The sequence below is a fragment of the Halorarius litoreus genome, assembly GCF_024362405.1.
Taxonomy (GTDB): Archaea; Halobacteriota; Halobacteria; order Halobacteriales; family Haloarculaceae; genus Halorarius; species Halorarius litoreus.
Genome location: NZ_CP101454.1, coordinates 2912204 through 2937532, shown reverse-complemented (window position 1 = coordinate 2937532; position 25329 = coordinate 2912204). Strand labels below are relative to the sequence as shown.

Below are 25329 nucleotides of genomic sequence, written 5' to 3'. Positions count from 1 at the left end.
CACCGAGCGTCACCGGAGCTGGTCGAGCGTCCCAGAGAGGCCGCTCTTGATTGCGCCCATCGTGTTGCCGACGTTGAGCAGGCTGTACCCCTGTTCGCGCTTCTCGCGGGCGTCCTCGACGCCGAACGCGAGGTTTCCGACCGGCGTTCCCGCGCCGAGCGCGGCGTCGCGAACCCGCTCGACGTCGTCGAGAACGGCGTCACTATCGTACTTGCCCGGAGTTCCGTGCGAGACCGAAAGGTCGAGCGGCCCCGCGAACACGAAGCCGAGTTCGGGGACCGCACAGATGTCGTCGATGTTCTCGACCGCGGCGCGACTCTCGATGGTGACCCCGACGAGCGTCTCGCGGTCCTCGGTCGCGGGGTAGTCGCCGACGAGTCCCCAGCGGCTCGCCCGCGGGCTGGCGAGCCCCCGATCGCCCGGCTCCCCGTCGTAGTCGTAGCGCGCTGCCTGCGCGACTCGCTCGGCCTCGGCAGCGGTCTCGACGTGCGAGACGAACAGGTTGCGGACACCGGCGTCCAGCGTCTTGCGGACGAGCGCGGGCGTGGGCTCGGGGATGCGGACGAGCAACTCCGTATCCGAGAGTTCGGCCGCGCGGGCGAATCCTTCGAGCGTGTCGCCGTCCCACGGCGAGGGGCCACCGTGTTCGAGGTCGAGCCAGACGAAGTCGTAGCCGAGTTCGCCACAGAGTTCGACGACGCGCGGCGAGTACGTCGTGTCGATGACACCGAGTGCCGTCTCGCCTGCGTCGAACGCCGACCGGAGTCCGTTTCGGGGTGAGCTGGACATGTATCGACGTGGGACGCACAGCGGGAAAAGCGTACGTCCCGGTTACTGCAGCCGGTACCGGAGGAGCGCCGCCACGCCGCCGAGGTTCTTGAGCTGCTGGCCGGGGTCGAACTCCCCCGAGAACACCGTGACCTCACCGCCCTGCTGTTCGACCGTCCGGATGAGTTCGTTCGCGTCGACCTCCCACTCGCCCTCGCCGGCCCGCTCCTCTCGCAACCGCGTATCGAGGATGAGCAGCGTGTCGACCGCACCGTAGTCTGCGGCTTCCTTCACCTCGTCGATGCCGTAGGCAGCTTTCGCCCCTTCGGCGATGTTCTCCATCAGCTGGTCGATGAGGTCCGCCTCCTTCGAGATGCGCGTCTCGGCCTGCACCTCGTCGACTGCCCCGCGTTTGAGTACCTCGTGGACGCCGCGGCCACCCGACGACGAGGTGTCCACGACGGTCACCTTCTCCGCGACCTCGGGGTAGTTGTCCTCGATGTAGTCGAGGGCGTCCTGTTTCGTGAAGCCGGGCCCGGCGAGGATGACGGCGGCCGCGTCGGTCCGCGCGAGCACCTGCCCGAGCTCCTCGAACAGTTCGTCGCGGGGGCGCGCGTACTCGCCCTTCCCGGTGGGTTTCGTGATGGAGGCACGCTCCTCGACCCCGTACTGCGCGACGGTGTGGACGTACGCCTCGCCCTCCTCGACGGTGGCGATGGCGACTTCCGGGTTCTCGGCGGCCTCGACCGCCTCCTGCAAGCGTTCGAGCTGGTCGGTCTGCCACACCTTCTCGATCTCGATCTCGGTCCGTTCTTCGACGTTGAGTGTGTGGTGAAGCCCGAGCTGGTCCTCCCGCGAGCAGTCGGCGATTTCGCCACCCACGCGCAGTCGGTTGGCGAACTTGGCGAACTCGACGTCGTCGACCGCGAGTTCGACCCACATGTGCTCGCGTTCGCCACCCGTGTCACGGGTCATGTCGTCGTCGCGCTGGATGCGGCGGGTCGTGTCACCACCGACGCGGTCGCCCGGTTCGAGGACGTACGTGAGGTGCCACAGGTCGTCGAGGCTCTCGGGGACCACGGTGATGCGCTCGCGGCCACCCTCGCGCCGCTGCCGGTCGGCGATACGCATACCCGGACAAGCAGGGGAGGGGAAAAGAGCCCTGTTATTCGACCGTCGCGTACGCCGACGGGGCCGAGCCACTTCCGTCGTCGAGGTTCATGCCCTTCGCGAACCCACGTCCGAACAGGTAGTACGTGGCGACCTGGGCGTAGAAGGAGAGGAACGGCACCAGGAGCAGCCCGATGATGATGAGCGAGAGCACGGCCGAGACGACGCCGACGAGCAGGCCGACGAGGATGGCGAACACGACGGCGACGAAGTAGTCGGCGCTGAAGGCGGCGTCGACGACGGTCCGGATATCGAACGCGGCACCGAGGTCGTCGTGGCGAGCGAAGTTCGCCGCCGCAGCGGGGAGGAGGTACGCCGCGAGGAAGAACAGCACCACGGTCACGGCTAGCAGCAGCAACCCGAGGATACCGGCCCCGGCGAGCGCCGACGGGCTGGGCTCACCGGTCGCCGCGGTGCTGACCGAGGTGATGCCGACGAACGCGAAGATGGAGATGAACATGAGTATCGTCGGTAACAGGAAGTAGACGATGCCGACGACGAACAGCTTCACGCCGTCGACGAGCAGGTCGCCCCACTCGTCGAACGCAGGGGCCTCCTCGCCACCCTCCAGCGCGACCCGGAGCACCCGGACCGTGTATCCCTGCACGAAGAATATCGGGATGATGAGGAATCCGAGGAGTCCGAGGAGTCCACCGATGAGTATACTCTTGACGCCGTCGTCGCCTGCGAGGGGGAACCGTAGGGCTTCTCCGAACATACGCCATCATGTCCCCGATGTTATAAGAACGTTTCCCGGGCCGTTAGTTCGCTCCCTCGTCGGCCATCGGATCGCGCGGAGCGGGGTCCGACGTCGACTCGGTGTCTATGTCGCGAGACGACTCGCGTTCTGCTTCCTGCGACGACTCGGGAGACGGTGGCGACGGTCGAGAGTCCTCCGTAGATTCGACAGCACTGGGCGGCGTCGGGTCGGCGGCGGCAGCTTCGGGAGCAACTGTCGTCTCGTCGGCCGATTCGGACGCTGCCTCCGTCGGGTCAGTCTCGGCCGATACCGAGGCGGTCGTCTGAGTGCTGTCGTCATCGAGGGCCCCCAGGCCGTTGTCGGGCGTGATGCCCGCTCGGTGGACCGTGGATGGTTCGAATCCCATGGCCGCGCCGAACGAGGACCCCCACACGTAGCGAACGGCCACCCCGAGCAGGAAGTGGAGGACGACGCCGATGACGAGCGAGTAGAGGAACGCGACGACGGGAAACAGCAGCGCCTGCAGGACGACCGAGAGCACCCAGCCGACGGCGTAGTCCTCCGAGAACGTCCCCGAGATGACCCGGCGGACGTGTAACGCCGACCGCACGCGCCTCTCGTGGGCGTACATCGTGACCGCACCGGGAACGAGATACAGCGCCGCGAGCGACGAGAACAGCCCGAGGAGCGCGGCGAGACTCCCGACCGTCTCCGCGGCCGCGATGGTCGTCGGGTCGGTGAGCTGAAGCGGATTCTCGACGGCCGCCGCCAGGTTTCCACCGGCCGCGATTCCGAACAGCAGCAGCGTCGGCAGGAAGTAAACGAACGCCACGACGACGGCCACGAGGCCGTCGCGGAGGAGCGGCCCCACGTCGCCGAACGAGGGGGCCGTGGGGTCCGCCTCGGCCGCGGTCACCCGGAGCACCCGGACGTAGTACCCCCGGAGCGGGAGCTGGAGGACGAGCACGAGCGCCAGCAGTGGGGGGAAGAGCAAACTGGCCCCCCCGACCAGCGCGGACAGCAACAGTAGCCCCGAGCCGACGAGGAGCGCGGCCGAGCCGCGGTCCCCGCTGGTCGGAAAGTCGAGCGCCTCCCGTAGCATCTACTGTAACTTGGTCGACGGATGGTATAAATGGACCGCGGCGAAATCAGGCCGCGGGGCGGCCCTTGGGGGCCTCGGGGCCCGACTCCATGTCGGTCGAGGCCTCGACACCACGTCCGTAGAGGTTGAACGCCACCATCGCGCCGTAGAAGTTGATGGGGATGGCGAGCAGGAACCCGAACGGGACGAGGTTGAACACGCCGGCGACGATACCGGTCGCGATGAGGACCGCGAGCGCCAGCGCCCAGGCGACGGCGTACTCCGAGTCGAACAGCACGTCCTTCATCTCGCTCCACGAGAATGCACTCCCGATGCGGCCCGTGCGGGCGAGGTTCGCCAGCCCGGCGGGAGCCGCGTACCAGAACGCGAGTCCGAGGACGACCGAGACGAGGGTACCGACCAGCGCACCCGCGAGGAGGGCACCGCTGATGGCGTTGATGTCACCGAAACTCGCGCCACCGATGGCCGTGCCGATGCTGATACCGAACACGATGGCCGGAATCAGGAAGTAGAGGAAGACGACGACGAACGCCTTCAGCCCGTCGACGAACATGTCGCCCCACTCGTCGAACACCGGCAGCTCCTCGCCATCCATCGACGCGGCGAGGATCCGCTGGTAGTACCCGAGGAGGAAGAAGATCGGGATGAAGAGGAAGCTGATGATGGTCAGGATGGAACCGATAACGAGCGTGCGAACCAGGTCGTCGCTCTCACGTGGATAGTTGATGGCTTCTTCGAGCATTGGAATCACCGTCGAGTCCCGTTGCGTAACGGTGGAATCGACCGAATACTTACACGCTGAATCGAGCAATAAACGTTCCGAGCGTCGTGACAGTTATCCTGACAGTACGGCTCGCGTTCTGTATCCGTAGGCCCGCTCAATCCACGATACGTGACCCACCCGGCGGGCAGAACTCCTGAATTCGGTCGGGAGACGCCACCTTCCGCAGGAACGACTGGTCGGCGAACCGGTCTTTGAGCTCGCGGTAGAGCATCTTCGCGATGTCGTTCTGCGCGTACTGCCCAGGCTCGATTTCGACGAACGTCTCCACCTGCTCCTCGATGGCGCGTTTCGGCCCGCCGAGCACGCGCGTCTCGGGCTCACACTGCACGCCGACCGCGCAGTCGACCGGCGTCGCATCGAAGTACGTCCGGTCGCCGCGGATGGTGAACCCGCCCTTCTCGAGGTACTCACCTGACTCCGGGGTCTTGGAGACCTGGTCCGGGGTCACCATGTAGACGTCGCCGGCGAACTTCCCCTCCTTCCACACCGACGAGTGCGTGACGGCGAAGCGGGCTGCCTCCTCCTTCGAGGTCTCGGGGATGTCCACGTCGCGGGAGGGTTCGGAGGGGCCGGTCGCCTTCAGAATCGTGACGGGGCCGCCGTGCGCCTGCGAGTGGAAGAACAGGTCGCCCTTCTCCATGTACTTCTTCACGAGGTCCTCGTTCTGGTCGGCGTTGCGCCCGCCGATGACGAGGAAGCCGTCGCTGGTGTGGAACCAGCGGAACCGCTCGTACCACTGCTCGTCGTAGCGGACCGGAATGTTCTGGCGGGCGAGCCAGTCGACGTCTTCGGGCTCCGCGTCGTCCTCGTCCTCGCTGTCGTCGGCTTCCCACTCGTCGCGGCGGCGCTTGGCGTCTTCGAGGTCCTCGCGGGTGTCCTCGATAGCCGCCATCGCACCCTCCTTCTTCTCCTCGATGCGCTTGGCCTCGGTGTAGAGTCGGTCGGCGTTCTTCTCGACGCCGTGACGGTGGTCGAGGTCGATGCGGTCGCCGTCCAACTCCACGGTCACCATCCCGTTCTCGGGGGTGACGCCGGTGACGTGTTTCGCCCGGTCGTTGCCGGCCTCGGCGGCCTCCTCGAACCGCTCTTCGACCTCGTCCCAGCTGAAGCCCGCATCTCTGGCCTCCCGGACCGTGGAGAGGACCTCGTCGACGAGGTCGTAGTGGGCGTAGACGGCCTCAGCCTTCTCTCGATACGCCGCTGCCTCCCGTTCGAACCCTTCGATTGCGCCCTGCTGCTGGTCGATGATGCGTTCGTACTTCGCGATCTCCTCCTCGAAGTCGGGGCGGTCGCTCCCCGGTTTGGGCTGCTCGCGGTCGAGGTCGAAGAAGTAGTCGTCGAGCGCGGCGGTGAAACTGTCGTATTGGTCGCAGTCGACGCCGTCGTACTCCTCGAGCGGGACGGGCGTCGCGTCCACGGGCTGGGTGCGTTCACCGTCGTCGGTCTCCCAGTACACTCGCGGGTCGAACTGTCCGTGCTGGAGGGAGTCGCGGAGTCGTTCGAGCGCGCCGAACAGTTCGGCGTAGTCGTCGTCGGTGGCGTCATCGATGGCGAGCGTCTTCTCGACGCCCGCTCGCGTGCAGAGCTCTTCGGCCCACAGCCCACCCACGTTCATCTGGGTGGCGATGGTCCGCACCACGTCGGTGTCGGACTGGTCCATCTTCGCGTCGAACTGGTCGCGTGTCGCGGTGAGGGGGTTGAACCGCGAGGCCGGGAAGTCGTAGATCGAACCGGGCGCGACCGTCCGCGATTTGAGTCGGACGGTGTCGAGGCAGTCGATGACCTCGTGGTCGCGGTTCATCACCGCGACGTTGCCGTCGCCGAACAGTTCGACGACGAGCAGCGTGTCGGCGTCCTCGCGAGTGAACTCGAAGACGAGGATGCGGTCGAACTCGTACTGCCGTACGTCCGCGAGGTCGGCACCCGACAGCCGGTTTCTGAGCATCATCGCGAAGTTCGGGGGCCGGCCGGGCGCGTCGGGGACGTGTTCTGGCGCCGCGACGTGCGCGCGCTTCGGGTCACCGGTCTCGAGGATGAGTTCGACCCGCCCCTCGTCGAAATCGCGGAGCTTGAGGCGGACGAGGTCGTCGTCGTACAGATACGCCTTGTCGACTTTCGCCCCCTCGTACTCGCGGAGTTCCGTGGCGAGGGCGGCGAGGTCGACGCTCGTCATCGCCCGCTTCTGGTCCATGGGCCGCGTTGTGGGGTTAGGGAAAAGTGGTTGTCGGAAGCGTGCCGTGAACGGAGTGAGCGGCACGATGAAGCGAGCGAGGAGGAACGGAGTCCTCGTGAACGGGCAAAGCGAGTGAACGAGGGCCGCGCCGGACGAACGACGTGAGTCCGGCTGAGTGACGACCCGCGAGCAGCGTGGTCGACCGCAGGGAGACCGCGAACAGTCGAACGGTGACCGGAGGGAGCCGTGAGAAGCGTGCAGTACGCCGCGTCAGCAGCCCGTGTTAGCCACGGTTCTCCCCACGTCGACGACCTCGAACCCCTCATCGAGCGTCAGGACCAGTTCGTTGTCCTCGACGGCGACGGTTACCGTAACACGCAACGGGTCATCGGTGACCACCGTGGCGTTCGACGGGTCGACGAGCCACGGCAGTTCCCAGCGTGGGACCGAGTCGAGGTCGAACCCGTGCTCCCGGTACAGCTCGACGACGGCAGGGTGGTCGACGACGGCTTCCATCGGGGTGATGGACACCCAGACGCCACACTGGGAACAGACGTGCCAGGCGGTCAGCCCACGGTCGTCGTCCTCGTCCAGATAGAACGACCGGACGGGGCTCTCGGAGTAGTCACGGGCGAGCGTTCGGTCCATCCTCGCGTTGCACATCGGGCAGATACCTCGTCTCGCGAGCGTCACGTTCGTTCGGGCGACGAGGTCGTGGACCAACAGCGCCTTTACAGGCGTCCGGTCGGCCAGTGCCGTCGGTGGGAACGGGCCGATGTGGTGGAGTCGGTCGCAGGCGTGACACTCGACAAAGAACAGTTCGTCTGCGTACCGCGCGTAGAGGGGTTCCCCGCACGTACCACACCGTCCGGATGTCTCCCACGGCTCGAGCTCTGGATGGTCGGTGAGATAGCCGCGACGGACGGCCCAGACGACCTCTGCGCCGGCATGCCGAATGGCGTACTTCCCGTCGATCTTCTGGACGAACTCCCCGTCCAGTAGCTTCTTCAGGTGGTAGTTGAACTGCGAGCCGTCACTGATACCGACCGCCTTCCGTAGCTTCTCGAAGGCCATCGGCTCCGGTTCCCAGGGCGCCCAGAGCGTGTCGAGTATCGTGAGCCGCGTCTCGTTCCCGAGTATCTTGAACGCCGCTTCCGGCCCGAGCGCTGGCGGAACCGCCGCTGCTCGCTCGCTCACCGTCAGTCGTCGTCCGCCCCCCGTCTCGTCTGGGTCCATCGAATCACCGTCGAGTGAGGGAATCTCTCCACGAGAGTAGGTCGTCCCAGACGATTAACCTTGTCAACAATACACACAGTAGGGGTCGTGGGGTCCGTGGGGCGACGTCGCCTGAGGATTTAGGCTCTCAGCCGTCGAACTGGGTGGTATGCCCGAGGAGATACTCGACGGCGTCTACGACATCACGTGCGGTGAGACGCAGAGCGGTCGCATCCGCGCGTTCCTGTTCGCCGACGGGACGCTCGTGGACACGGGGCTGCCCGACACGACGAGCGCCCTGCTCGACGGCATCGCCGAGACGGCCGTGGCGGTCGACCGGGTGGTCATCACCCACACCGACGGCGACCACATCGGCGGGCTGGACGCCGTGGTCGAGACGTACACCCCCGAGGTGTACCTGCCGGTCGGTTCCAATCCGGACCTCGCCAGCACTGTCGACCGCTACTACGCCGACGGGGACACCATCGGCTCGTTCGTCGCCGTCCACATGCCCGGTCACCGCGGACACCAGCATGTGCTCGTGGACGAAGACGCCGGAGTGGCAGTCCTCGCCGACGCACTCTCGGGCGCGGACCAGCGTGGGCTCCCGGCTGGCTACTTCCACCTTCCACCCGGACGATACACCGACGACCTGAACCGTGCCGAGGAGTCGCTCGAAAAGCTGCTGGAGTTCGAGTTCGACGCCGGGCTCGTCTACCACGGCTCGTCGGTGCTGGAGGGCGCGAGCGAGAAGCTCGCCACCTACGTGTTCTGAAGCCGGTCGGCGACCGCCAGTCCCGACCGGAGCGCCAGGTGGACGCGGCCGTCGCCGGCGACCCAGTCGCCCACACAGTAGAGATCATGTCGCTCGGCGGCCCGGAGCGGGGCGTCAGCCACGCCCCCGTCGGGAAGCGCGTACCGCCACCCCTGGGAGTCGTGCCACGCGGGGTCGGCCAGCCGCTCGTCGCCGAGGAGGTCGGCGACGATGGCCGCGGCGTCGGCACACACGGCCTCGGGGTCGTCGTCGTATCGCCGGGTGGACCACTCGGGACTCATCTGAGCGACGAGCAGCGTCTCGCCGTCGGGAACGTGGCCGTCTTTCAGGTCCTCGCGGGAAAGCCAGCCGCAGTCGTGCTCGCGGTCGGTGTTGACGAGCCCGTACCACGGGGTTTCGAGTGCGAACTCGTAGCCGAGAACGCAGCTGTAGATGGTCCGGTAGTCGACCGCCTCGACCGCGGTGAGGAGGTCGCTGTACACCTCGCCCGACCAGTCGCTCTCGCGCAGGATGTCGGCGGTCTGTGGCGCGGGGGGGTTCAGGAGGACGGCGTCGAACGTCCCGAGGTCCTCGTCCTCGGGGTCGTGGACGCGCCAGCCGTCGTCGAGTCTGGTGAGCGACCCGACGCGCGTCTCGCGGTGGACAGTGGCGTCGGTTCGGGCGAACAGACGCTTCGCAATCTGCGTGAGCCCCTCGGTGTACGTCCACTTGTGGTCGTCGGCGTCGCGCCCCTCGCTGACGGTTCCGGCCGCGTCGAACGTGTAGACCGGTTCTTCGATGTCGACGAGGCCCGTCGAGTCGAGGGTCGCCGTCAGTAGCTCGGTCACGCGGTCGTCGTCGGCCTTCACGTAGTTCGCGCCGTAGTCGTAGACACAGTCGTTTCGACGGCGGGTCGCGGCGCGACCGCACACCCCTCGCGACTTCTCGAAGACCGTCACGTCGTGGTCCCGGAGCGAATAGGCGGCGGCCGCACCCCCGGCGCCCGCGCCGACGATACTGATGTCCATACGAGGCGGGACGGCCGGTGGCGTCAAAAGTCGCCGCCTACCGGCGACGTGGACCGCAGGGCGGGAGGGTCTCAGGCAGGTACGAGGCGGTCGGCGAGCGCCCGCATGAGGGCGTCCGCCCCCTCCAGCACGGGGTTGCCGTGACACATCAGGCCCCGCTCGAACGGTGGGGCGCGATCGGCGAACGACCGGACGCTCTCGCGGATCTCGGCCATGTCGTAGGAGTCGAGCCAGATCGGGATGGTGAGTTCGCCGTCCTCCTCCCAGACCAGGTCACCGAGAAACGCCGCGTCGAACCCTTCGTGGTGATAGACCGTGTGGCCGGGGTTGTGCCCGGGGGTGTGGAACGCGGTGAACCCGCCGATGGTGTCGCCGTCTTCGACAGCGTGGAGGTCGTAGTCGTCCATCGAGTAGAGCATGCGGGCGAGCCGGTGGAACGCGCCCTTGTGGTGGGTCCACTCGGGGTGCCAGTGGCCGCGGACGAGATCCACGTCGGCCGCACCCATGTAGACGTCGGCATCGAGGCCGGCGAGCCGCGCGAGCCCGCCGACGTGGTCGAGGTCGTAGTGCGTGAGGAGGACGCGGTCGATGTCCGCGACGACGAACCCCGCGTCGTCGAGTTCCCCGCGGACGGTCGGGAGGTTGATGGGGAGGCCCGTGTCGACGAGCGTGACCGCGTCGTCTCCCCCAGAGACCTCGGCGCCGTCGACGAGGAACACGTTGGAGGCCAGCGGCCTGAAGAGGCCGAGGTCGAACTGCCAGAGTCCGTCGGCGAGGCGGCGTGCCATATCACCTACAGGAAGGCGACGGGTAAGAAGTGCCCGGCGTCAGTCCAGTCGGTCGGCGTAGGCGAAATCCTCCTCGGTCGCCTCGGGATGCTGCCCGTCGAGTTCGATGCGCCAGCCGTGGAGCACCGTCGGGTCCTCCAGCGCGTTCGTCATGACGGTTCGCACGTCGAGCAGGTCGACCCCGTAGAAGTCGTCCGGGACGCCCTGGAGGTACTGGAGCGCCGTCCCGAACAGCGACCGCATACCTGCGTCGTCCTCGAAGTCGAAGTGTTTGTACGCGCCGGCGGCGACCTGCACCATCCCGTGGAGGAACTTGCTCTCGACCGAGCCCCGTCCGTAGTTGTACCACTCGTCCTCGAAGCAGTCGTGCGACTCGTGGTACTCGCCCGAGTTGTAGAGCCGGACGCCGTGAACCGTCGCGCGGCGGAGCGTCGCGTGCTCCCAGCCGCTCGTGGTCCCCACGCCGAGCCAGCCCGTCGGCTCGCCTCGCGTTGGTGGCGGGACGTCCGGGTCGCTCGTGTGCTCGTCCACAGAGGCGATTGCGTGGCCGCCGCCGTAACTCCGTCGCCGTCAGTACCGACTCCCGACGACGAACGCGACGACGACGATGCTCGAAGCGAGCAGGCCGAGGAGGATCTGCTGGACGATGAGCAGGCTGTAGCCCATCACTGCGAGAACGATGACCGCGAGCAAGAGGCCGTGGAGGGGTGTGAACCCGGACCGCGGCTCGCTGGAGGGCGTCCGTTCGGGGCGCCAGGCGTCGAACCGCTCGCGGCACTCGTCTCGGTCGTCGAGATGGTGTTCGAGCGACTCGTCGTCGCGGAGACGTGCCCCACAGAAGGGGCAGTAGTCGGGGGAGGGCTTCATGCAACTCCCGACAGTTCCCGTACACATAGTTCGAACGGGCGGCGTGTCGCAACGTTTTACCTCGGCGCCCGCACACCACCGGGTGCGTGCGGGGGTAGCCAAGCCCGGAAACGGCGGCGGACTCAAGATCCGCTCCTGTAGAGGTCCATGGGTTCAAATCCCATCCCCCGCATCGAGTCGCGGCGCATCGCGCCGCGCGAGATGCACGATGGGGTTTGAATCAGGGAGCAGGTTTCCTGCGACCGTGGTTCAAATCCCATCCCCCGCACTGCCCACGCAGTGCTGGAAGACCGCTCTCGGAGCGGCCTTCCCCCGCATAACTCACTCCGAACGACGAGCTACAGGTCTCGCACGAGGTCCGACAGCCCACCGACCCGGTTCGCCTTGCTCTCGATTTCGTCGTCGTTGATGAACTGGCCGATGCCCGACTCTCGAACGTGCTCTCGGAGCGTCTCGACGGCGCGCTCGTCCACGTCGACCGCGCGGAGGTACTCCGCAACCCGATACAGTTCGTCGTCGTCGGCCTTCGCGCCGCCATCCGCGCCCGACAGCCCCCACGCCGCGTCGCGAGCGTCCTGTCCCTCGGGAATCGAGGCCCCACCGGCGAGCACGAGCGCCTTCACGGTGACGAACGGGACGAGGTCGGCCTTCCCGTAGCCGAGGTCGTCGACGAGCAGCGACTCGGCGCGGTCCGAGAGCACCATGTCGCGCCGGGAACCGTTCACCGAGGCGTTGAGTCGGAGTTCGTCGCGCTCCATCACGAGATGCGGAGATATGGCCATACTCCCTGTCTGGAGCGAGCGGAGGAAACGGCTACGCTTCCGGGTCGGCACGCTCGACGGCGACGACCTCGCCGACCGACTGCCAGCCGCCGTCGACCTGCTTGCCGGCGACGAGCGGGTCGTCCTCGCCGTCGGTGACGAGCCGGTAGACGGTGCCGTCGTCGGTTTCCCCCTCGGCCTGGAACGCCTCCTGGAAGAACTCCGCCGAGCGCATCGAGAGGACGACGTCGGCGTCGTCGGCGAACGTCAGGCGGACGTCGCGTGGCGTGATGTTGTGGATTCGCTTGGCGAGCGTGTGCATACACGAGGGTGTCGCTGGGCGTACAAATCGGTGGCCCTTTGCGTCGTCGCGGGCCACGCCAGATATGAGCGACATCGCCGACAGGGCGGACCTCGCCGAGCGTGCAGCGCGGGCAGGTGGGGCCGTCGCGGAGGGGTTCTTCCGCCGCGACGTGACCGTGAAAACGAAGGACGGGAAGACCGACGTGGTCACGCGCGCCGACCACGACGCACAGCGGCAGGTCGTCGCGGCCATCCGCGACGAGTACGAGGAGGACGCCATCGTCGGCGAGGAGGCGGACGAACTGAAGGAAGTGCCGGACCAGGGGCCGACGTGGGTCATCGACCCCGTCGACGGCACCAACAACTTCGTCCGCGAGATGCCGCTGTGGGTGACGAGCGTCGCCGCCGTTCGGGATGGGGAGGCCGTCGCCGCAGCCAACGTCGCGCCCGTCCTCGGGGACGTGTTCACGGCCGACGCCGACGGCACGTACCTGAACAACGAGCCGGTGACCGTGAGCGACCGCACGGACCCCGAGACGTTCGCGGTCACGCCGACCATCTGGTGGGAACTGGACCGCCGCGACGAGTACGCCGCCGCCTGCCGGGAACTGGTCGAGCGGTTCGCGGACATCCGGCGCATCGGCAGCGCCCAGCTCGTCCTCTCGATGGTCGCCTCAGGCCAGCTGGAGGGTGCGGTGACGAACGTCGATGCGAATCCGTGGGACACAGTCGCCGGCTCGTTCATGGTCGAGCAGGCCGGCGGCGTCGTCACGGGACTCGACGGCGAGCGGTGGACGCACGCGAGCGAGGGGCTGGTGGCGTCGAACGGTGAGGCGCACGCCGAGTTCCTGGAGGCGGCGCGGAACATCGCCCCCTGACCAGCTCCGGGCGGTCTGGCGGTCGAGACGCAGGCCATCGGAACGTTTTCCCCCGCGGAAACCGGCTCTCTCGATATGTCGAGTTCGACCGAGTCGAGTTTCATCCCCAATCCGTTCGGCTGGAACCGGGGGCAGGCGTGGCTGGCGACGTTCCTGGGCGTCGTCGCTGCGCTCGCTCTCGGCGTCCTCGTCGCTCCGGAACTGGTGTGGGACCGGTTCCTCTGGCACTACTTCTGGGGGCCGGTGTTCGCCGACGCGAACAACGCGGCCTGTGCGGTGATGCAGCCGGGCGGCCCGCAGCTCCTCTACTCACAGTCGAGCTGTGTGGCCGCCGACAGCGGTGGGACGGTCGTCGCCGAGCCCGGCTACACCCTCGTCTCCGAGGTCGGCTACGCCGTCACGCTGGTGTTCTTCCTCGTGGGGCTCCTCGACCTGCTGGAGCGGCTGGACGTGGGCCGGACGAAGACGCTGTTCTTCGCGCTCGTCCCGTTCATGTTCTTCGGCGGGGCGCTCCGCGTCGTCGAGGACGCCAACGACGCCGTCCCGCAGGGCGTCGACGCCATCCTCACCTACCCGTGGAACACGCTCATCATCTCGCCCATCATCTACTTCACCGTCTTCTTCGTCACGCTCGCGGCGCTCGTCGTGACCGTGTACGCGAGCAATCGCGGCTACGTCGACGGCTACGACCGCCCGCTGTTCGCCATCGGCTGGCTCACCGTCGTCGTCACCGTCGGCTTCCTCCTCTACTTCGTCCCGACGGCGCTCGCGGGCGCCATCGACGGCGCCGGCTTCTACCCGCAGATGACGCTCGTGACGCTCGGCATCGCCGCCCTCCTCGCCGTGGTGCTCTACCGTGCCATCGACCGCTACAAGCCCGAGATCAACGCGGGCACGGGGCTCATCGGGCTCGTCGTCATCTTCGGGCACGCGGTCGACGGCGTCGCGAACGTCATCGCCGCCGACTGGATCGGCACGCTCGGCATCCCCGTCGAGTACAGCGCGAAACACCCCGTCAACCGCTTCATCATCTCCTTCACCGAGGGCGTCCAGCCCGAGTGGCTGTCGGCGGTCATCGGCACCTCGTGGCTGTTCCTCGTCGTGAAACTCGTGGCGGCCACGGCCGTCGTCTGGGTGTTCGACGAGCAGATTTTCGAGGAAGAACCCCGCTACGCGGTGCTCCTGCTCGTGGCGATTCTCGCGGTCGGGCTCGGCCCCGGCACCCGCGACATGCTCAGGGCGACGTTCGGCATCTGAGCCCTCAGCGTCGAACGTTCAGGGGAACGGGTGGTGCTCGCGGTCGAGTCGCGGTTCGAATCCTAACTCTTCGGGGACGCGCTCGGCGCGCTCGCCGAAGTACGCATCGTCGGTGAACAGCGGCTGGGCCGACGGCACGACGACCCGGACGGCTTCGAACCCCAGCGACTCCAGGTCGCGCGTCGTCAGCCGGCTGGCGTAGGGGTCGAGCCCCGCGTCCGTCACCCGCGCGACGAGTTCCGCGAGTTCGGCCTCACCCTCGAACGACTCGTCCGGGCCGACCGACGACGCCGGGATGATCGTCTCGGGGCTCACGAACTGCTGGGTCGAGTCCGGAAAGTCGGCGTGGTGGCCGATGGCTCCCGACTCCTCGGTCGCGCCGTCACGACCCATCCCCCGGAGCTCCATCCAGTTCTGGAGCGCCTCTTCGAGCGCCCCGGTCGCGGCCGCGACGGGGTCGAGGTCCGCGCTCATGCCGGCGGCGAACCGCGGCCAGTCGCCGTCGCGGTGGACGCACGCGGCGACGACTGGTACGTCGACGTCCTGCGTCAGAAGGAGGGCGGTCACGGACAGGTCCTCCGAGCGGGCCCGCCGAGTGAGGGTCTCGAATCCCGCCCCCCGAACGTCGAGACCGAGCGGCTCGAACGTCGAGTACCACGCGAGCATCGCGGCGTCGCGCTCGACGACCTCGTACAGCCCGGAGAGAATGGCCTCGACCCCACCGTTGCCGAGCCCGAGGCCCGTGGTGATGGCCGGGCGATGTCGGACGTTCGGCGGCGGGAAGACCACGAACTCCGCAGGGAGGTGGACCGTCGTCCCCGAGCCGAGGTGTTCGCCCTGCGTCCAGAACAGCGGGTCGTCGCTCGCGGGGTCGAACCGTGGCGACGTGACGAACGTGTCGGGCGAGACGGCGGCCGGAAGCTCGTCCGCGACCGCGCGCTCGAAGTCCCCCGTCCGATAGACGCCGGCGGCGTAGCGTTCGAGCCCCTCGCCGAGCGCCTTCATGAACGCGGCGTCCCAGTCGGGCGAGACACCTGCGGCTGCGGAACTGGCGGTCGCATCGGAGAACCCGGACGTGTCCGCGAGCGTCGCGAGGTAGTACGGTGCGGGCCACGACTCGGCCTCGCCCACCTCGGTGACGACGCCCACCCGGGGGTCGAGCGCGAGTTCGGCCGCCGAGAGCGCGGCATCGAGGTCACGAGGGGTGTGCGTCCGGTCGAGGCTCGGGTCGCGCGACGAGTCACAGCCACAGCCCGGAACGGGGAGGAACCGTCGCTGCTGATGGGGAATCTCGATGACTCCCCCGAGGACGGGCGAGGCGTCGCCCGCCAGCAGTCGGACCGTCTCGCGGGCCGCGATGGCGCCGGCAAACCGGGCGTCCGCGTCGTCTGGCGTCTCCTCGACGGGCTCCTCGGTGGTTGCGGCGACTCTCGTCTGCAGACAGTCGAAACAGCCCTGTTCGGGCGCGAATCCTGAGACCGCGGCCTCGACCTCAGCGAGACCGTGCCCCCCAATGCCCCCCAGTTCGACGGCGAGCCACGGGGTGTTCGCCTGCCGCGCTGCGTTGTTGGCCGTCTCGAACCCCGGTGCGCCGACCGGCCCGACGACGACCGCGAGATCGACCTGTCCGACCGCGTCCGGGCCGACCGACGAGACCCGGCTCGCGGCGTTCTCGACGCCAGCGCGGACGGCGTCGGCTGCGACCCCGCCCCCGACGATTCCGACGTGCATGGCTCATCGGTGTGGCGGACGAGAGAAAAACCCCCCAGAGAGGAAATCGAGAGTGTTACTTCGCGAGGACGGACTGCGCCACGGAGGCGAGTTCGTCGTTGCTCGCGCCCTTGAGACGGTCGTCGCCGAGTTTGAGGCGGAGCCGCGGGCGGCCCACGTCGATGGGGACCTTCTCGGTGTCGATGAGGCCCTTGTCCTCGAGGCGGGTCTTGGTGCGCGAGAACGTCGCCTTCGAGGCGATACCCACGTCCTCGCCCCACTTCGAGATGTCGTAGAGGAGCTCCTCGTTCTTCGCCGCGACGAGCAGCGAGATGGTGACCTCGTCGAGGCCGTCGCCGTCACCGCGGGCGGTTTCGAGCGACGCGAGGACGCCGTCGAAGTCCTCGGCGGTCCGGTCGCCGAGACTGCTGCGCAGCGAGTCGCGGACCCGGTTGATGCCAGGGGTGCGGAGGCCGAACGGCTCGGCCTCGTCGGCGACGTCGCGGTACTGCGCGTACGCGCCCTCGATGAACGTGGCGTCGTCGGTGACGAGCCCCGCGACGTGGTCGCCGGCAGCGACGACGGCGACGACGGAGTCGGGCGTGACGAGCAGCGTGTTGTCGTTCGATTCGTACTCGAGGACCGAGAGTCGGCCGGCGTCACGGAGGTCCGCGGCCGTGCTGGCGAGCTTGAAGTCCTCCGTCACGTCCTTCAGGACGGCGGGTTTCGCGAGCACCGTCACGGTCGGGCCGTCGTCGGCGTCGAGTACGTCGAGCAGTTCGGTGAGCGTGTCAGTCGAGGGGTTCACGACGAACAGCTCCTCGTCGGCCGCGGCGAGTGCTTCGTCGAGGACATCGGCGACCGTTCGTTCCAGTAAGTTTCCTTCCATGGTCATAGCTGTAATGTGGCCAATCCGGAGTTAATATTAGTGGCCTTATTCCGTGAAAAGGTCGCCTAACTATATAAATTCGACCTGCCCCTCACTCCGTGAGTTGTCCATCAATGGGCCGTTTCGGACCCGATTTCGTCCCTGAGGCGTTCCGACCATCGGAGGTCACCGTCGAAGACGACGGGCGCGTGGACCCGTTCGAGCAGCGCGGTGAGTGTCGACCGGTCGACGACCGCCCGTTCGCTCGTCCCGTAGAGTCGCTGGCGATCCGTGAGCGGGTCACGGTAGGTGGCGCCGGCAGCGCGCGTGGAGGCGACCGCGTACTCGACGCCGAACCTGTCGCAGTCGAGCCGGTCGACCTCGACGACGGCGGGGTCGCCACACGTCGGCGTCAGCGCGAACGTCCCGTCACCGACGACGGCGTAGTCCTGGCCCATCATGATGCGTCGGCGGGCGAGCGAGAGCGCGCGGTCGATGCCGAACCCGTGGACGAGCAGCCGACCGAACGCAGTCCCCACGCGAGTCGCCTGCTCGTTGAGCACCTTGTCGAGCGTGACGCCGCCCGCGACGCTCCCCTTCTCGACGAGCGTCTCCCCCTCGTGGTAGGAGCCGCAGGCGTTCAGGAAGAACGTGGTCGCCCCCGAGCGGGCGAGTGAGCTGGCCGAGAGGTGGCCGTCCGGACATCTGAGCCCGTCGACCTCACAGTGGCCGACGTAGTGGAGGAAGTCCACGTCCCGTTCGAGCACCGCGGCGAGGTCGTCCGTGCGCAGGGACTCGTGGACGTGCACCGACAGCGGCAACGGCGCGTCCCGGTAGGTGTCGGCGACGGTCAGTTCGGGCGCCATCTCCGGGTCGTTCACTACGACGGCGACGGTTACGTCCCCCTCAGGGCGCGTCGCCAGCCGGTTCTCGTGGGCGCGCGTCGTCGTCTTGAATGCCTCGACGGGCTCACCAGCGGCGAGCCACGCGTGCGACGTGCCGACCCCGAGGTCCGGGTCGACTGGCGAGACGGAAACCACCTCGCCGCGGAAGAAGTCGTCGAGCGAACGTTCGAGCAGGTCGCGGGGTTCGAGTTCCGACGCCTCGGCCGGATACACCAGTGAGAGCCGGTCCAGCAGGTAGGGGACCGACCGCGCGTGCTCGTACGTCGGGTCGACGTACGTCGAGAGGTGCCACGCGGGCAGGTCGATGGCGTCGACCGGTGCGTCGAGATACGTCGCGTATCGGACGGCCGGCGACACCTCGCGGACGCTCGCGGCGTCGAGCCCGAGCGACGAGAGGGGAGACCGGTCGACGTCGTGGCCCGCGGGCGATTCGCGGGCGAGACAGTCGAAGTAGAAGGCGCGACGGACGTCGGCAGCGACCTCCGACGCGAACGTCGGAAGCGTCCCGTACGGTCGCTCGAAGCCGATGCCCGCGGCTTCGAGCAGGGGCGCCGTCCGCGACTCCGTCACCAGTTCGGCCCCGAGGTAGTAGGCGAACGGCGCGGCCACGAGGACGTGCTCCAGGTCGTCGGGGACGCGGAGCACAAGCGACCGCTCGGTTTCGGGAGACGCTGCCCCCTCGTCGAAGCTGACGAGCGGTGGATGCGGCCGACGTACGGGGCGTGACCGCTCTGGACCGAGGGGGGCGAGGTCGCCGCCCGCCGTGGTGACGGCCGCCGCGAGTCCGGCCGGCGTCGGCGGAACCGTGATCGAATCGGGGTCGTCGCGGTCGTCGCGGAACCCGAGCGAGACCGGCGTTTCGCTGTCGAATCGGAGCGTGAGGCCGTCGCCACTGGTGTCGAGCGTCGCAGCGCCGCCAAATCGAACGAACGTCTCGACTGCCGCGTCGACGGCGACGAGCGCCTCCGCCACGTTCACGTCGCCGTTCGTGACAGCTCGGGGGCCGGAGCCGTCGTCGAGTGTCGCGGCGCCGGACGGGAGGTCGAGGGCGGCGACCCGCCCGGCGAGCGCCGCGTCAACAGGGTACGGGAGCTGTCGGGCAGGGGGCGTCGGGGTCCAGTCGACCGTCGTGAGGTGCACCTCGCCGGCACGACCAGTCGCGGTGATGGTTTCGCCCGTTCGCCCCCATTCAACCATTGACGGCGGAGTATTCGCCTCCTCGGTTAAAGACCTACGGGCCGGTACGGAGGGCCGACTGGCTTGCCGCAGACGGGTAGATTCTTGGCCGACGAGCCGCACTCTCGTGTATGAACTACGAGACGGTTCGCGAGACCGACCCGGCGGTCGCCGACGCCCTCGACGGTGAACTCCAGCGCCAGCGCGACACGCTGGCGATGATCGCCTCCGAGAACCACGTCTCCCCCGCGGTGCTGGAGGCACAGGGGTCGGCGCTCACGAACAAGTACGCCGAGGGCTACCCCGGCAAGCGCTACTACGCCGGCTGTGAGTACGCCGACGAGGTGGAGCAGCTCGCCATCGACCGCGCGAAGGAGCTGTGGGGTGCCGAGCACGTCAACGTCCAGCCCCACTCCGGGACGCAGGCGAACATGGGCGTCTACCTCGCGATGCTCGACGCTGGCGACAAGATCCTCTCGCTCGACCTCAACCACGGCGGGCACCTCAGCCACGGCCACCCCGCAAACTTCACGGGCCAGCTCTACGAGGTCGAGCAGTACGTCGTGGACGAGGAGACGGGCTACATCGACTACGAGGGGCTCCACGCGCAGGCCGAGGAGTTCGAGCCGGACATCATCGTCTCGGGCTACTCCGCCTACCCGAGAGAGGTCGACTTCGAGCGCGTGCAGGAGACCGCCGACGCGGTCGGCGCGCTCCACCTCGCCGACATCGCACACATCACCGGCCTCGTCGCCGGCGGCGTCCACGAGTCGCCGGTCGGCGTCGCCGACTTCGTCACCGGCTCCACGCACAAGACCATCCGTGCGGGCCGTGGCGGCATCATCATGACGAGCGAGGAGTACGCCGACGACATCGACAAGGCCGTCTTCCCCGGCGGGCAGGGCGGTCCCCTCATGCACAACATCGCCGGCAAGGCCGTCGGTTTCAAGGAGGCGCTCGAACCGGAGTTCGACGACTACGCCGCACAGGTCGTCGAGAACGCGAAGGTGCTCGGTGAGACACTCGAAGGCCACGGCTTCGAACTCGTTTCGGGAGGGACCGACACCCACCTCGTGCTCGTGGACCTCCGCCCCTCGCACCCGGACACCACCGGTGGCGACGCGGAGGAGGCGCTCGAGGAGGTCGGACTGGTGCTCAACGCGAACACCGTGCCCGGCGAGACGCGGTCGCCGTTCAACCCCTCGGGCATCCGTGCCGGCACGCCCGCGCTGACCACGCGCGGAATGGGCACCGAGGAGATGGAACAGGTCGGTGACCTCATCGCCCGCGTCGTCGACGCGCCTGACGACGCGGACGTGAAAGCCGAGGCCGCCGCAGAAATCGACGAGCTGACGGACGCGTTCCCGCTGTACGAATAGCGTAGTTGCGTCGCCGGCGACTTACGCCGGGACGCGCGCCAACCACTTCTCGGGGTGCGTGAGTTCCTCGTCGGACGGGAGGTACTCCGCTTTCTCCCAGACGACGCTCGCGCCGTGGACGCCGCGTTCGTCGGCCACGCGGTCGAAGAACTCCTTGCCGCGCTCGTACTGTCGACGCTTCATTCCGAGGCCGAGCAGGCGGCGGACGAGCTTGGCGATGGGACCCTGTCCCTGTCGGCGCTCGTCGAGTTTGCGCCGGAGATCGTCGTATTCCTCGTCGAACGCGCGGTCCATGACGAGTTCGGCGTAGCCCTCGACGGCAGTCATCGCGACGTTCAGCTCGTGGAGGGCGTCGCGGTCGAAGCGCCCCTCGGTGAGCGCGCCGATACCTGCCTGCATCTGGTCTTCGAGGTACGTCGAGAGCCACGGTGCGCTCCCGAACTCCGCGGCGTGGGCGACCTCGTGGAACGCGATCCAGCGGCGGAACCGCTCCTCGTCGACGTCGAGGAGGCCCGTGACCCGCTGGATGTTGGGGTGGACGAAGTAGAGCGCGTGGTCGTCACCCTCCGCGAGCAACAGGGGGTCGTACTGCCCGAGGACGTTGTTCGCGAGGAATCCGAGCATCAGCCCCATGGTTCCGGTGTTGACGGTCCGGGCGAGCCCGGGGACGAGGCCGGTCTCGTTCTCCAGGGGGGACATCACGCGCCGGAAGGTGGCGACGTTGGCGTCGATCCAGTGGTGGCGGTGCTGGACCTCGACGGTGTCGGGTAGGTCGAAGTCGACAGCAGCGACTTCGCGGATGCGGCTCCGTGCGTCGCGAACGTCACCCGCGTAGCCCGCCCGCTGCGCCTCGGTGAGGTTCACACTGCCAGGGTCGGTCCCCGCCTTCGCGGCCTCCGCAGCGGCCGTCCAGTCGATGGGCCCGTCGCCCGAACTCTCCGCGACGGCCCGCACCACGCGATAGAGACTCACAGCAGACGTTTCGGCGTTCGGCGTATAGGCCTTCCGACCGTTACTCTCCGGAGCGTCGCTCAGGAATCGCCCGCCCGCTGCGGCGTGAGTCGGCGGAACAGCGGGAGCACCACGGCGAGCACCGCGACCGCGGCGACGAGCGTGGCAGCCATCAGGAGCCCCTGTGACAGGCCGAGTCGCTGGAGGACGAGGGCGAATCCGACGACGAGGAGGACGTAGCAGCCGAACGCCACGGTCACGCGGAAGAAGCCGTGGCTGGGATGCGGGGACGGATGCATACGCGCGAACTCGGCGTCCCCCGACAAGGGCTTTCGGGCCGCACCGATGCGCGAGTTACTCGGCCTCTGAGCCGCCGTCGGCGGCGATGAGGCTCTCCTCGTCGGGGTCGAGCCAGTCCTCCGCCCAGTTCTCGATGGCCTCGAAGACGGGGCCGAGCGACTCCCCCTTCGAGGTCAGCGAGTAGTAGGTGGCGACGGGGGCGTCCTCTTCGAGACGACGATTGACGAACCCCATCTCCTTCAGGTCGTCGAGCACCCGCGAGAGCGTCCGCGAGGACGCATCCGTGGACCGCTTCAACTCGTTGAACCGCTTCTCGCCCTCCTGCAGGTCGTGCAGGACGATGAGCCGCCACTGCGACCCGATCTGTTCGAGCGAGTCGATGACGACACAGGCCTCTTCGCTGTAGCGCTCGTCGGATGACATTGCTGTTACCTGCTGACATCGTTGTCCGCGAGTCCTTATGAAGTTTCGTCCCTTAACCAGGTAACATGGCGACAGCACCAATCGAGGGGCTCCACCACGTCACCAGCGTGGCGGGGGACCCGGCCCGGAACTACCGCTTTTTCACCGAGGTTCTCGGCCTCAGGCTCGTCAAGCGCACGGTCAACTTCGACGACGTGACGACGTACCACCTCTACTACGGGAACGAGGTCGGGGAACCGGGGACGGCGCTCACGTTCTTCCCGTTCGAGGACGGCCGCCCGGGCCGTGTCGGCGCGGGGCAGGTCCAGACGACGCAGTTCCACGTCCCCGAGGGGAGCCTCGACTACTGGGTCGAGCGGTTCGACGACCACGGCGTCGAGTACGACGCGCCCGAGGACAGACTCGACGAGCGCGTGCTGGCGTTCCGCGACCCCGACGGCCTCGAGTACGAACTCGTCGCCTCGACCCAGGAGACCACGGTCGAGCCCTGGGGCGAGGTCGTTCCAGAGGCGTACGCAATCCGTGGGTTCTACGGCGTCACCCTCGCGGTCCACGAGGCCGAGCCCACCGCTACGCTGCTGGAGACCATGGGGTACGAGCGCGTGGCCGAAGAGAGCGACCGCACCCGCTACGAAGCCAGCGGTGAGACGGCCGTGGTCGTGGACCTCGTCGAGACCGACGTCGGAGGGCGACCGGGCGTCGGGACCGTCCACCACGTCGCGTTCCGCGTCGCGGACGACGACGCGGAGTTCGCGTGGCAGGAGGCGCTCCGCGACCAGGGGTTCGACGTGACCGAGCAGAAGGACCGGCAGTATTTCCGCTCCATCTACTTCCGCGAGCGCAACGGCATCCTGTTCGAGTTCGCCACCGAAGTACCGGGATTCGACCGCGACGAACCGGCCGAGGCGCTCGGCGAGGAACTCAAACTCCCACCGTGGCTGGCCGAGGACCGCGACCGGATCGAGGCGGAACTCCCACCGCTGGAACTCGACACGGGGGCCGCACAGTGAGCGACCTCCACACTGCCGAACCACGAACCGCGGGCGCGTCGCTCGACGAGGCGAACGCGGCGGTCGTGCTGGTCCACGGCCGCGGGGCGACGGCCCACTCCATCCTCGCGATGCACCAGGAGTTTTCGCGCGACGATGTGGCCTATCTCGCGCCGCAGGCGACGATGAACGAGTGGTATCCCCAGTCGTTCCTCGCTCCCGTCGAACAGAACGAGCCCGGCCGCACCGCAGGCCTCGACGCCATCGACCGCATCGTCGGGCAGGCGAGTGAGGCCGGTATCGACGCCGACTCCGTGATGATACTGGGATTCTCGCAAGGTGGCTGTCTCGCCACCGAGTACGCGGCGACCCATCCCACGCGGTACGGTGGGGTGGTTGCGCTCTCGGGCGGGCTCATCGGCGAGACGCTCGCCGAGTACGAGGGGGACATGGAGGGGACACCGGTGTTCCTCGGCTGCTCGGACGTCGACCCACACATCCCGCTCGAACGCGTCCACGAGACGCGTGACACCTTCGAGTCGCTCGGCGCCGACGTCGAAGAGCGCATCTACGAGGGGTTCGGCCACGGCGTCAACCGCGACGAGGTCGATTACGTCGCGGGAATGATAGACGCGCTGTAGGTTGAGGACCGGTACGCCCGTTACTCGCGGTCCGCGAGCTCCGGAATCTCGGGGTCGTCGGCGTCGCCACCGAGTTTCTTCTTCGCGACGGCGGCGACGGCCACGAGGAACAGCAGGCCGACGAGCGCCGCGACCCACTTCCCCTTGCCCGACGACGACGCCTCGTCGCCGACCTCGCCGACCGAGACCTCGGGTTCCTCGTCGGGCTCTTCGATTTTGCCGCCGGGAGCGTTCGCCGTGAACTTCGCGCCGTCGAGGTGAACTTCCAGGAACGTGAACTTCGCCATGGACGATGTATCGACGAGCACGAACTTAGGCGTGTTCACTCGGTGACCAAAACGGCCTTCGGGGCGCCGTCCCAGCGACCGGTATGGACGACGACCGACGGGCGTTCCTCGACGACCTGCTCGCGACGGCCACCCCCTCGGGGTTCGAGACGGCCGGCCAGCGGGTCTGGCTCGACTACGTCGAGACGTTCGCAGACGAGGTTCGGACGGACGACTACGGCAACGCCATCGCCGTCTACGAGGGCGACGGCGACCTCGACGTGCTGCTCGGCGGGCACGGCGACGAGATCGGCCTGATGGTTCGCGACGTGACCGACGACGGCCACCTGAAGCTGACGCGCGTCGGTGGCGCAGACCGGACGGTCACGCGGGGGCAGTACGTCACCGTCCACGGCCGCGATGGCCCCGTCCCGGGCGTGGTCGGGCAGGTCGCCATCCACCTCCGTGACCCCGCGGACGACGACCACAGCGACATCACGGAGATGCACGTCGACATCGGGGCCGCAGACGAGGAGGAAGCCCGCGACCTCGTCGAGGTGGGCGACCCCATCACCTTCGACACGGAGGTACAGGACCTCGCCGGGAGCCTCGTCGCCGCCCGCGGGATGGACAACCGGACGGGCATCTGGGCGGCCGCGGAGGGGCTACGGCGTGCCGCCGAACGCGACGCCAGCGCGACGGTGTACGCCGTCTCCACGGTACAGGAGGAGGTCGGTCGCCAGGGTGCGAAGATGGTCGGCTTCGACCTCCACCCGGACGTGGCTCTCGCCACGGACGTGACGCATGCGACGGACACCCCAGAGGCACCCAGCACCAAGGGGTCGAGCGTCGAACTCGGCTCGGGGCCGGTCGTCGGCCGGGGCTCGTCGAACCACCCGGTCGTCGTCGAGGCGGTCCGGGCCGTCGCACGTGGCGAGGACATCGGTGTCCAGCTCTCTGCGGACGGCATCACCACCGGAACGGACGCGGACGTGTTCTACACCTCGCGGTCGGGAGTTCCGACGCTCAACATCTCGCTGCCCAACCGCTACATGCACACGCCGGTCGAGGTCATCGACACCGACGACTTGGACGAGGTCGCGGAACTGATGGGCGCGTTCGCAGCACGGGCAGATGAGTTCGCGCCGTTCCACGTCGAGGTCTGACACTCGC

General features: G+C 68.0%; 27 protein-coding genes and 1 tRNA gene. 8 read left to right on the top strand and 20 right to left on the bottom strand.

Annotated elements, in window-relative coordinates:
• Positions 1-9: 9 nt before the first annotated feature.
• From NL126_RS15475 to NL126_RS15445, 7 genes are all read right to left on the bottom strand, one after another.
• Entirely contained in the window at positions 10-789 is a 780-nt protein-coding gene (locus NL126_RS15475) for an HpcH/HpaI aldolase family protein (protein ID WP_255195782.1), read from the bottom strand.
• A gap of 42 nt (positions 790-831) precedes the next feature.
• Positions 832-1899: an mRNA surveillance protein pelota gene (locus NL126_RS15470; protein ID WP_255195781.1), complete on the bottom strand. Its 1068-nt coding sequence runs from the start codon at positions 1897-1899 to the stop codon at positions 832-834.
• 34 nt (positions 1900-1933) lie between these two features.
• Positions 1934-2656, bottom strand: coding sequence for a DUF4013 domain-containing protein (locus tag NL126_RS15465; protein ID WP_255195780.1), 723 nt, complete (start codon positions 2654-2656; stop codon positions 1934-1936).
• Between the two features lie 43 nt (positions 2657-2699).
• The gene (locus tag NL126_RS15460; protein WP_255195779.1) at positions 2700-3740 is read right to left on the bottom strand and encodes a DUF4013 domain-containing protein; all 1041 of its coding nucleotides are present in this window, start codon (positions 3738-3740) and stop codon (positions 2700-2702) included.
• Positions 3741-3786: 46 nt separating this feature from the next.
• Entirely contained in the window at positions 3787-4482 is a 696-nt protein-coding gene (locus NL126_RS15455; RefSeq protein WP_255195778.1) for a DUF4013 domain-containing protein, read from the bottom strand.
• A 136-nt stretch (positions 4483-4618) separates the two neighbouring features.
• Positions 4619-6715, bottom strand: coding sequence for a ribosome rescue protein RqcH (gene rqcH, locus NL126_RS15450; protein ID WP_255195777.1), 2097 nt, complete (start codon positions 6713-6715; stop codon positions 4619-4621).
• A gap of 252 nt (positions 6716-6967) precedes the next feature.
• Positions 6968-7933, bottom strand: a complete 966-nt coding sequence (locus tag NL126_RS15445; protein WP_255195776.1) for a winged helix-turn-helix domain-containing protein — start codon at positions 7931-7933, stop codon at positions 6968-6970.
• 148 nt (positions 7934-8081) lie between these two features.
• Between NL126_RS15445 and NL126_RS15440 the strand changes: the two genes are divergently transcribed.
• Positions 8082-8687 carry an MBL fold metallo-hydrolase gene (locus tag NL126_RS15440; RefSeq protein ID WP_255195775.1) on the top strand — a complete coding sequence of 202 codons (606 nt, stop codon included), beginning with the start codon at positions 8082-8084 and terminating at the stop codon, positions 8685-8687.
• On the opposite strand, the gene NL126_RS15435 is transcribed toward NL126_RS15440, so the two are convergent.
• From NL126_RS15435 to NL126_RS15420, 4 genes are all read right to left on the bottom strand, one after another.
• On the bottom strand, positions 8675-9694 hold the full coding sequence (locus NL126_RS15435) for an NAD(P)/FAD-dependent oxidoreductase (RefSeq protein ID WP_255195774.1): 1020 nt from the start codon (positions 9692-9694) through the stop codon (positions 8675-8677). The genes NL126_RS15440 and NL126_RS15435 overlap by 13 nt on opposite strands.
• 71 nt (positions 9695-9765) lie before the next feature.
• Positions 9766-10482, bottom strand: a complete 717-nt coding sequence (locus tag NL126_RS15430) for an MBL fold metallo-hydrolase (RefSeq protein ID WP_255195773.1) — start codon at positions 10480-10482, stop codon at positions 9766-9768.
• Between the two features lie 39 nt (positions 10483-10521).
• Positions 10522-11013: a DUF309 domain-containing protein gene (locus NL126_RS15425; RefSeq protein WP_255195772.1), complete on the bottom strand. Its 492-nt coding sequence runs from the start codon at positions 11011-11013 to the stop codon at positions 10522-10524.
• A gap of 39 nt (positions 11014-11052) precedes the next feature.
• Positions 11053-11349 carry a DUF7501 family protein gene (locus NL126_RS15420; RefSeq protein WP_255195771.1) on the bottom strand — a complete coding sequence of 99 codons (297 nt, stop codon included), beginning with the start codon at positions 11347-11349 and terminating at the stop codon, positions 11053-11055.
• 88 nt (positions 11350-11437) lie between these two features.
• On the opposite strand from NL126_RS15420, the gene NL126_RS15415 reads away from it, so the two are divergent.
• Positions 11438-11521 (top strand) — tRNA-Leu (locus tag NL126_RS15415).
• A gap of 166 nt (positions 11522-11687) precedes the next feature.
• Here NL126_RS15415 and NL126_RS15410 read toward each other — a convergent pair.
• Together NL126_RS15410 and NL126_RS15405 are read right to left on the bottom strand one after the other, a co-directional pair.
• Positions 11688-12131 (bottom strand): hypothetical protein, encoded by a 444-nt coding sequence (locus tag NL126_RS15410; protein ID WP_255195770.1) that lies wholly within the window; start codon positions 12129-12131, stop codon positions 11688-11690.
• A gap of 31 nt (positions 12132-12162) precedes the next feature.
• On the bottom strand, positions 12163-12432 hold the full coding sequence (locus NL126_RS15405; protein ID WP_255195769.1) for a DUF8072 family protein: 270 nt from the start codon (positions 12430-12432) through the stop codon (positions 12163-12165).
• 64 nt (positions 12433-12496) lie between these two features.
• Here NL126_RS15405 and NL126_RS15400 point away from each other — a divergent pair, with 64 nt between their 5' ends.
• Together NL126_RS15400 and NL126_RS15395 are read left to right on the top strand one after the other, a co-directional pair.
• Positions 12497-13291: an inositol monophosphatase family protein gene (locus tag NL126_RS15400; RefSeq protein WP_255195768.1), complete on the top strand. Its 795-nt coding sequence runs from the start codon at positions 12497-12499 to the stop codon at positions 13289-13291.
• Between the two features lie 75 nt (positions 13292-13366).
• Positions 13367-14548, top strand: a complete 1182-nt coding sequence (locus tag NL126_RS15395; protein WP_255195767.1) for a DUF63 family protein — start codon at positions 13367-13369, stop codon at positions 14546-14548.
• An 18-nt stretch (positions 14549-14566) separates the two neighbouring features.
• Here the strand turns inward: NL126_RS15395 and NL126_RS15390 are convergent, their stop codons facing one another.
• The 3 genes from NL126_RS15390 to NL126_RS15380 form a co-directional block, all read right to left on the bottom strand.
• Positions 14567-16279: a YcaO-like family protein gene (locus NL126_RS15390; protein ID WP_255195766.1), complete on the bottom strand. Its 1713-nt coding sequence runs from the start codon at positions 16277-16279 to the stop codon at positions 14567-14569.
• A gap of 55 nt (positions 16280-16334) precedes the next feature.
• Complete coding sequence (gene tbsP, locus NL126_RS15385; RefSeq protein ID WP_255198854.1) at positions 16335-17147, bottom strand: transcriptional regulator TbsP; 813 nt, start codon at positions 17145-17147, stop codon at positions 16335-16337.
• A 110-nt stretch (positions 17148-17257) separates the two neighbouring features.
• Positions 17258-19228 (bottom strand): hypothetical protein, encoded by a 1971-nt coding sequence (locus NL126_RS15380; RefSeq protein WP_255195765.1) that lies wholly within the window; start codon positions 19226-19228, stop codon positions 17258-17260.
• Between the two features lie 110 nt (positions 19229-19338).
• Here NL126_RS15380 and glyA point away from each other — a divergent pair, with 110 nt between their 5' ends.
• A complete protein-coding gene (gene glyA / locus NL126_RS15375; RefSeq protein ID WP_255195764.1) occupies positions 19339-20586 on the top strand; it encodes a serine hydroxymethyltransferase in 1248 nt (415 codons plus the stop codon).
• 21 nt (positions 20587-20607) lie between these two features.
• Here the strand turns inward: glyA and NL126_RS15370 are convergent, their stop codons facing one another.
• From NL126_RS15370 to NL126_RS15360, 3 genes are read right to left on the bottom strand one after another with little or no spacing between them, the layout of a single operon-like run.
• Positions 20608-21558 carry a zinc-dependent metalloprotease gene (locus NL126_RS15370; RefSeq protein WP_255195763.1) on the bottom strand — a complete coding sequence of 317 codons (951 nt, stop codon included), beginning with the start codon at positions 21556-21558 and terminating at the stop codon, positions 20608-20610.
• Between the two features lie 59 nt (positions 21559-21617).
• Positions 21618-21836, bottom strand: a complete 219-nt coding sequence (locus tag NL126_RS15365; RefSeq protein ID WP_255195762.1) for a hypothetical protein — start codon at positions 21834-21836, stop codon at positions 21618-21620.
• Between the two features lie 55 nt (positions 21837-21891).
• The gene (locus tag NL126_RS15360) at positions 21892-22260 is read right to left on the bottom strand and encodes a winged helix-turn-helix transcriptional regulator (RefSeq protein WP_255195761.1); all 369 of its coding nucleotides are present in this window, start codon (positions 22258-22260) and stop codon (positions 21892-21894) included.
• Positions 22261-22325: 65 nt separating this feature from the next.
• On the opposite strand from NL126_RS15360, the gene NL126_RS15355 reads away from it, so the two are divergent.
• Both NL126_RS15355 and NL126_RS15350 read left to right on the top strand, forming a co-directional pair.
• Complete coding sequence (locus NL126_RS15355; protein ID WP_255195760.1) at positions 22326-23270, top strand: ring-cleaving dioxygenase; 945 nt, start codon at positions 22326-22328, stop codon at positions 23268-23270.
• A complete protein-coding gene (locus NL126_RS15350; protein ID WP_255195759.1) occupies positions 23267-23890 on the top strand; it encodes an alpha/beta hydrolase in 624 nt (207 codons plus the stop codon). The genes NL126_RS15355 and NL126_RS15350 overlap by 4 nt, the downstream gene beginning before the upstream one ends.
• 20 nt (positions 23891-23910) lie before the next feature.
• On the opposite strand, the gene NL126_RS15345 is transcribed toward NL126_RS15350, so the two are convergent.
• The gene (locus NL126_RS15345; RefSeq protein WP_255195758.1) at positions 23911-24177 is read right to left on the bottom strand and encodes a hypothetical protein; all 267 of its coding nucleotides are present in this window, start codon (positions 24175-24177) and stop codon (positions 23911-23913) included.
• Positions 24178-24260: 83 nt separating this feature from the next.
• On the opposite strand from NL126_RS15345, the gene NL126_RS15340 reads away from it, so the two are divergent.
• Positions 24261-25322, top strand: coding sequence for a M20/M25/M40 family metallo-hydrolase (locus NL126_RS15340; RefSeq protein ID WP_255195757.1), 1062 nt, complete (start codon positions 24261-24263; stop codon positions 25320-25322).
• Positions 25323-25329 lie beyond the last annotated feature (7 nt).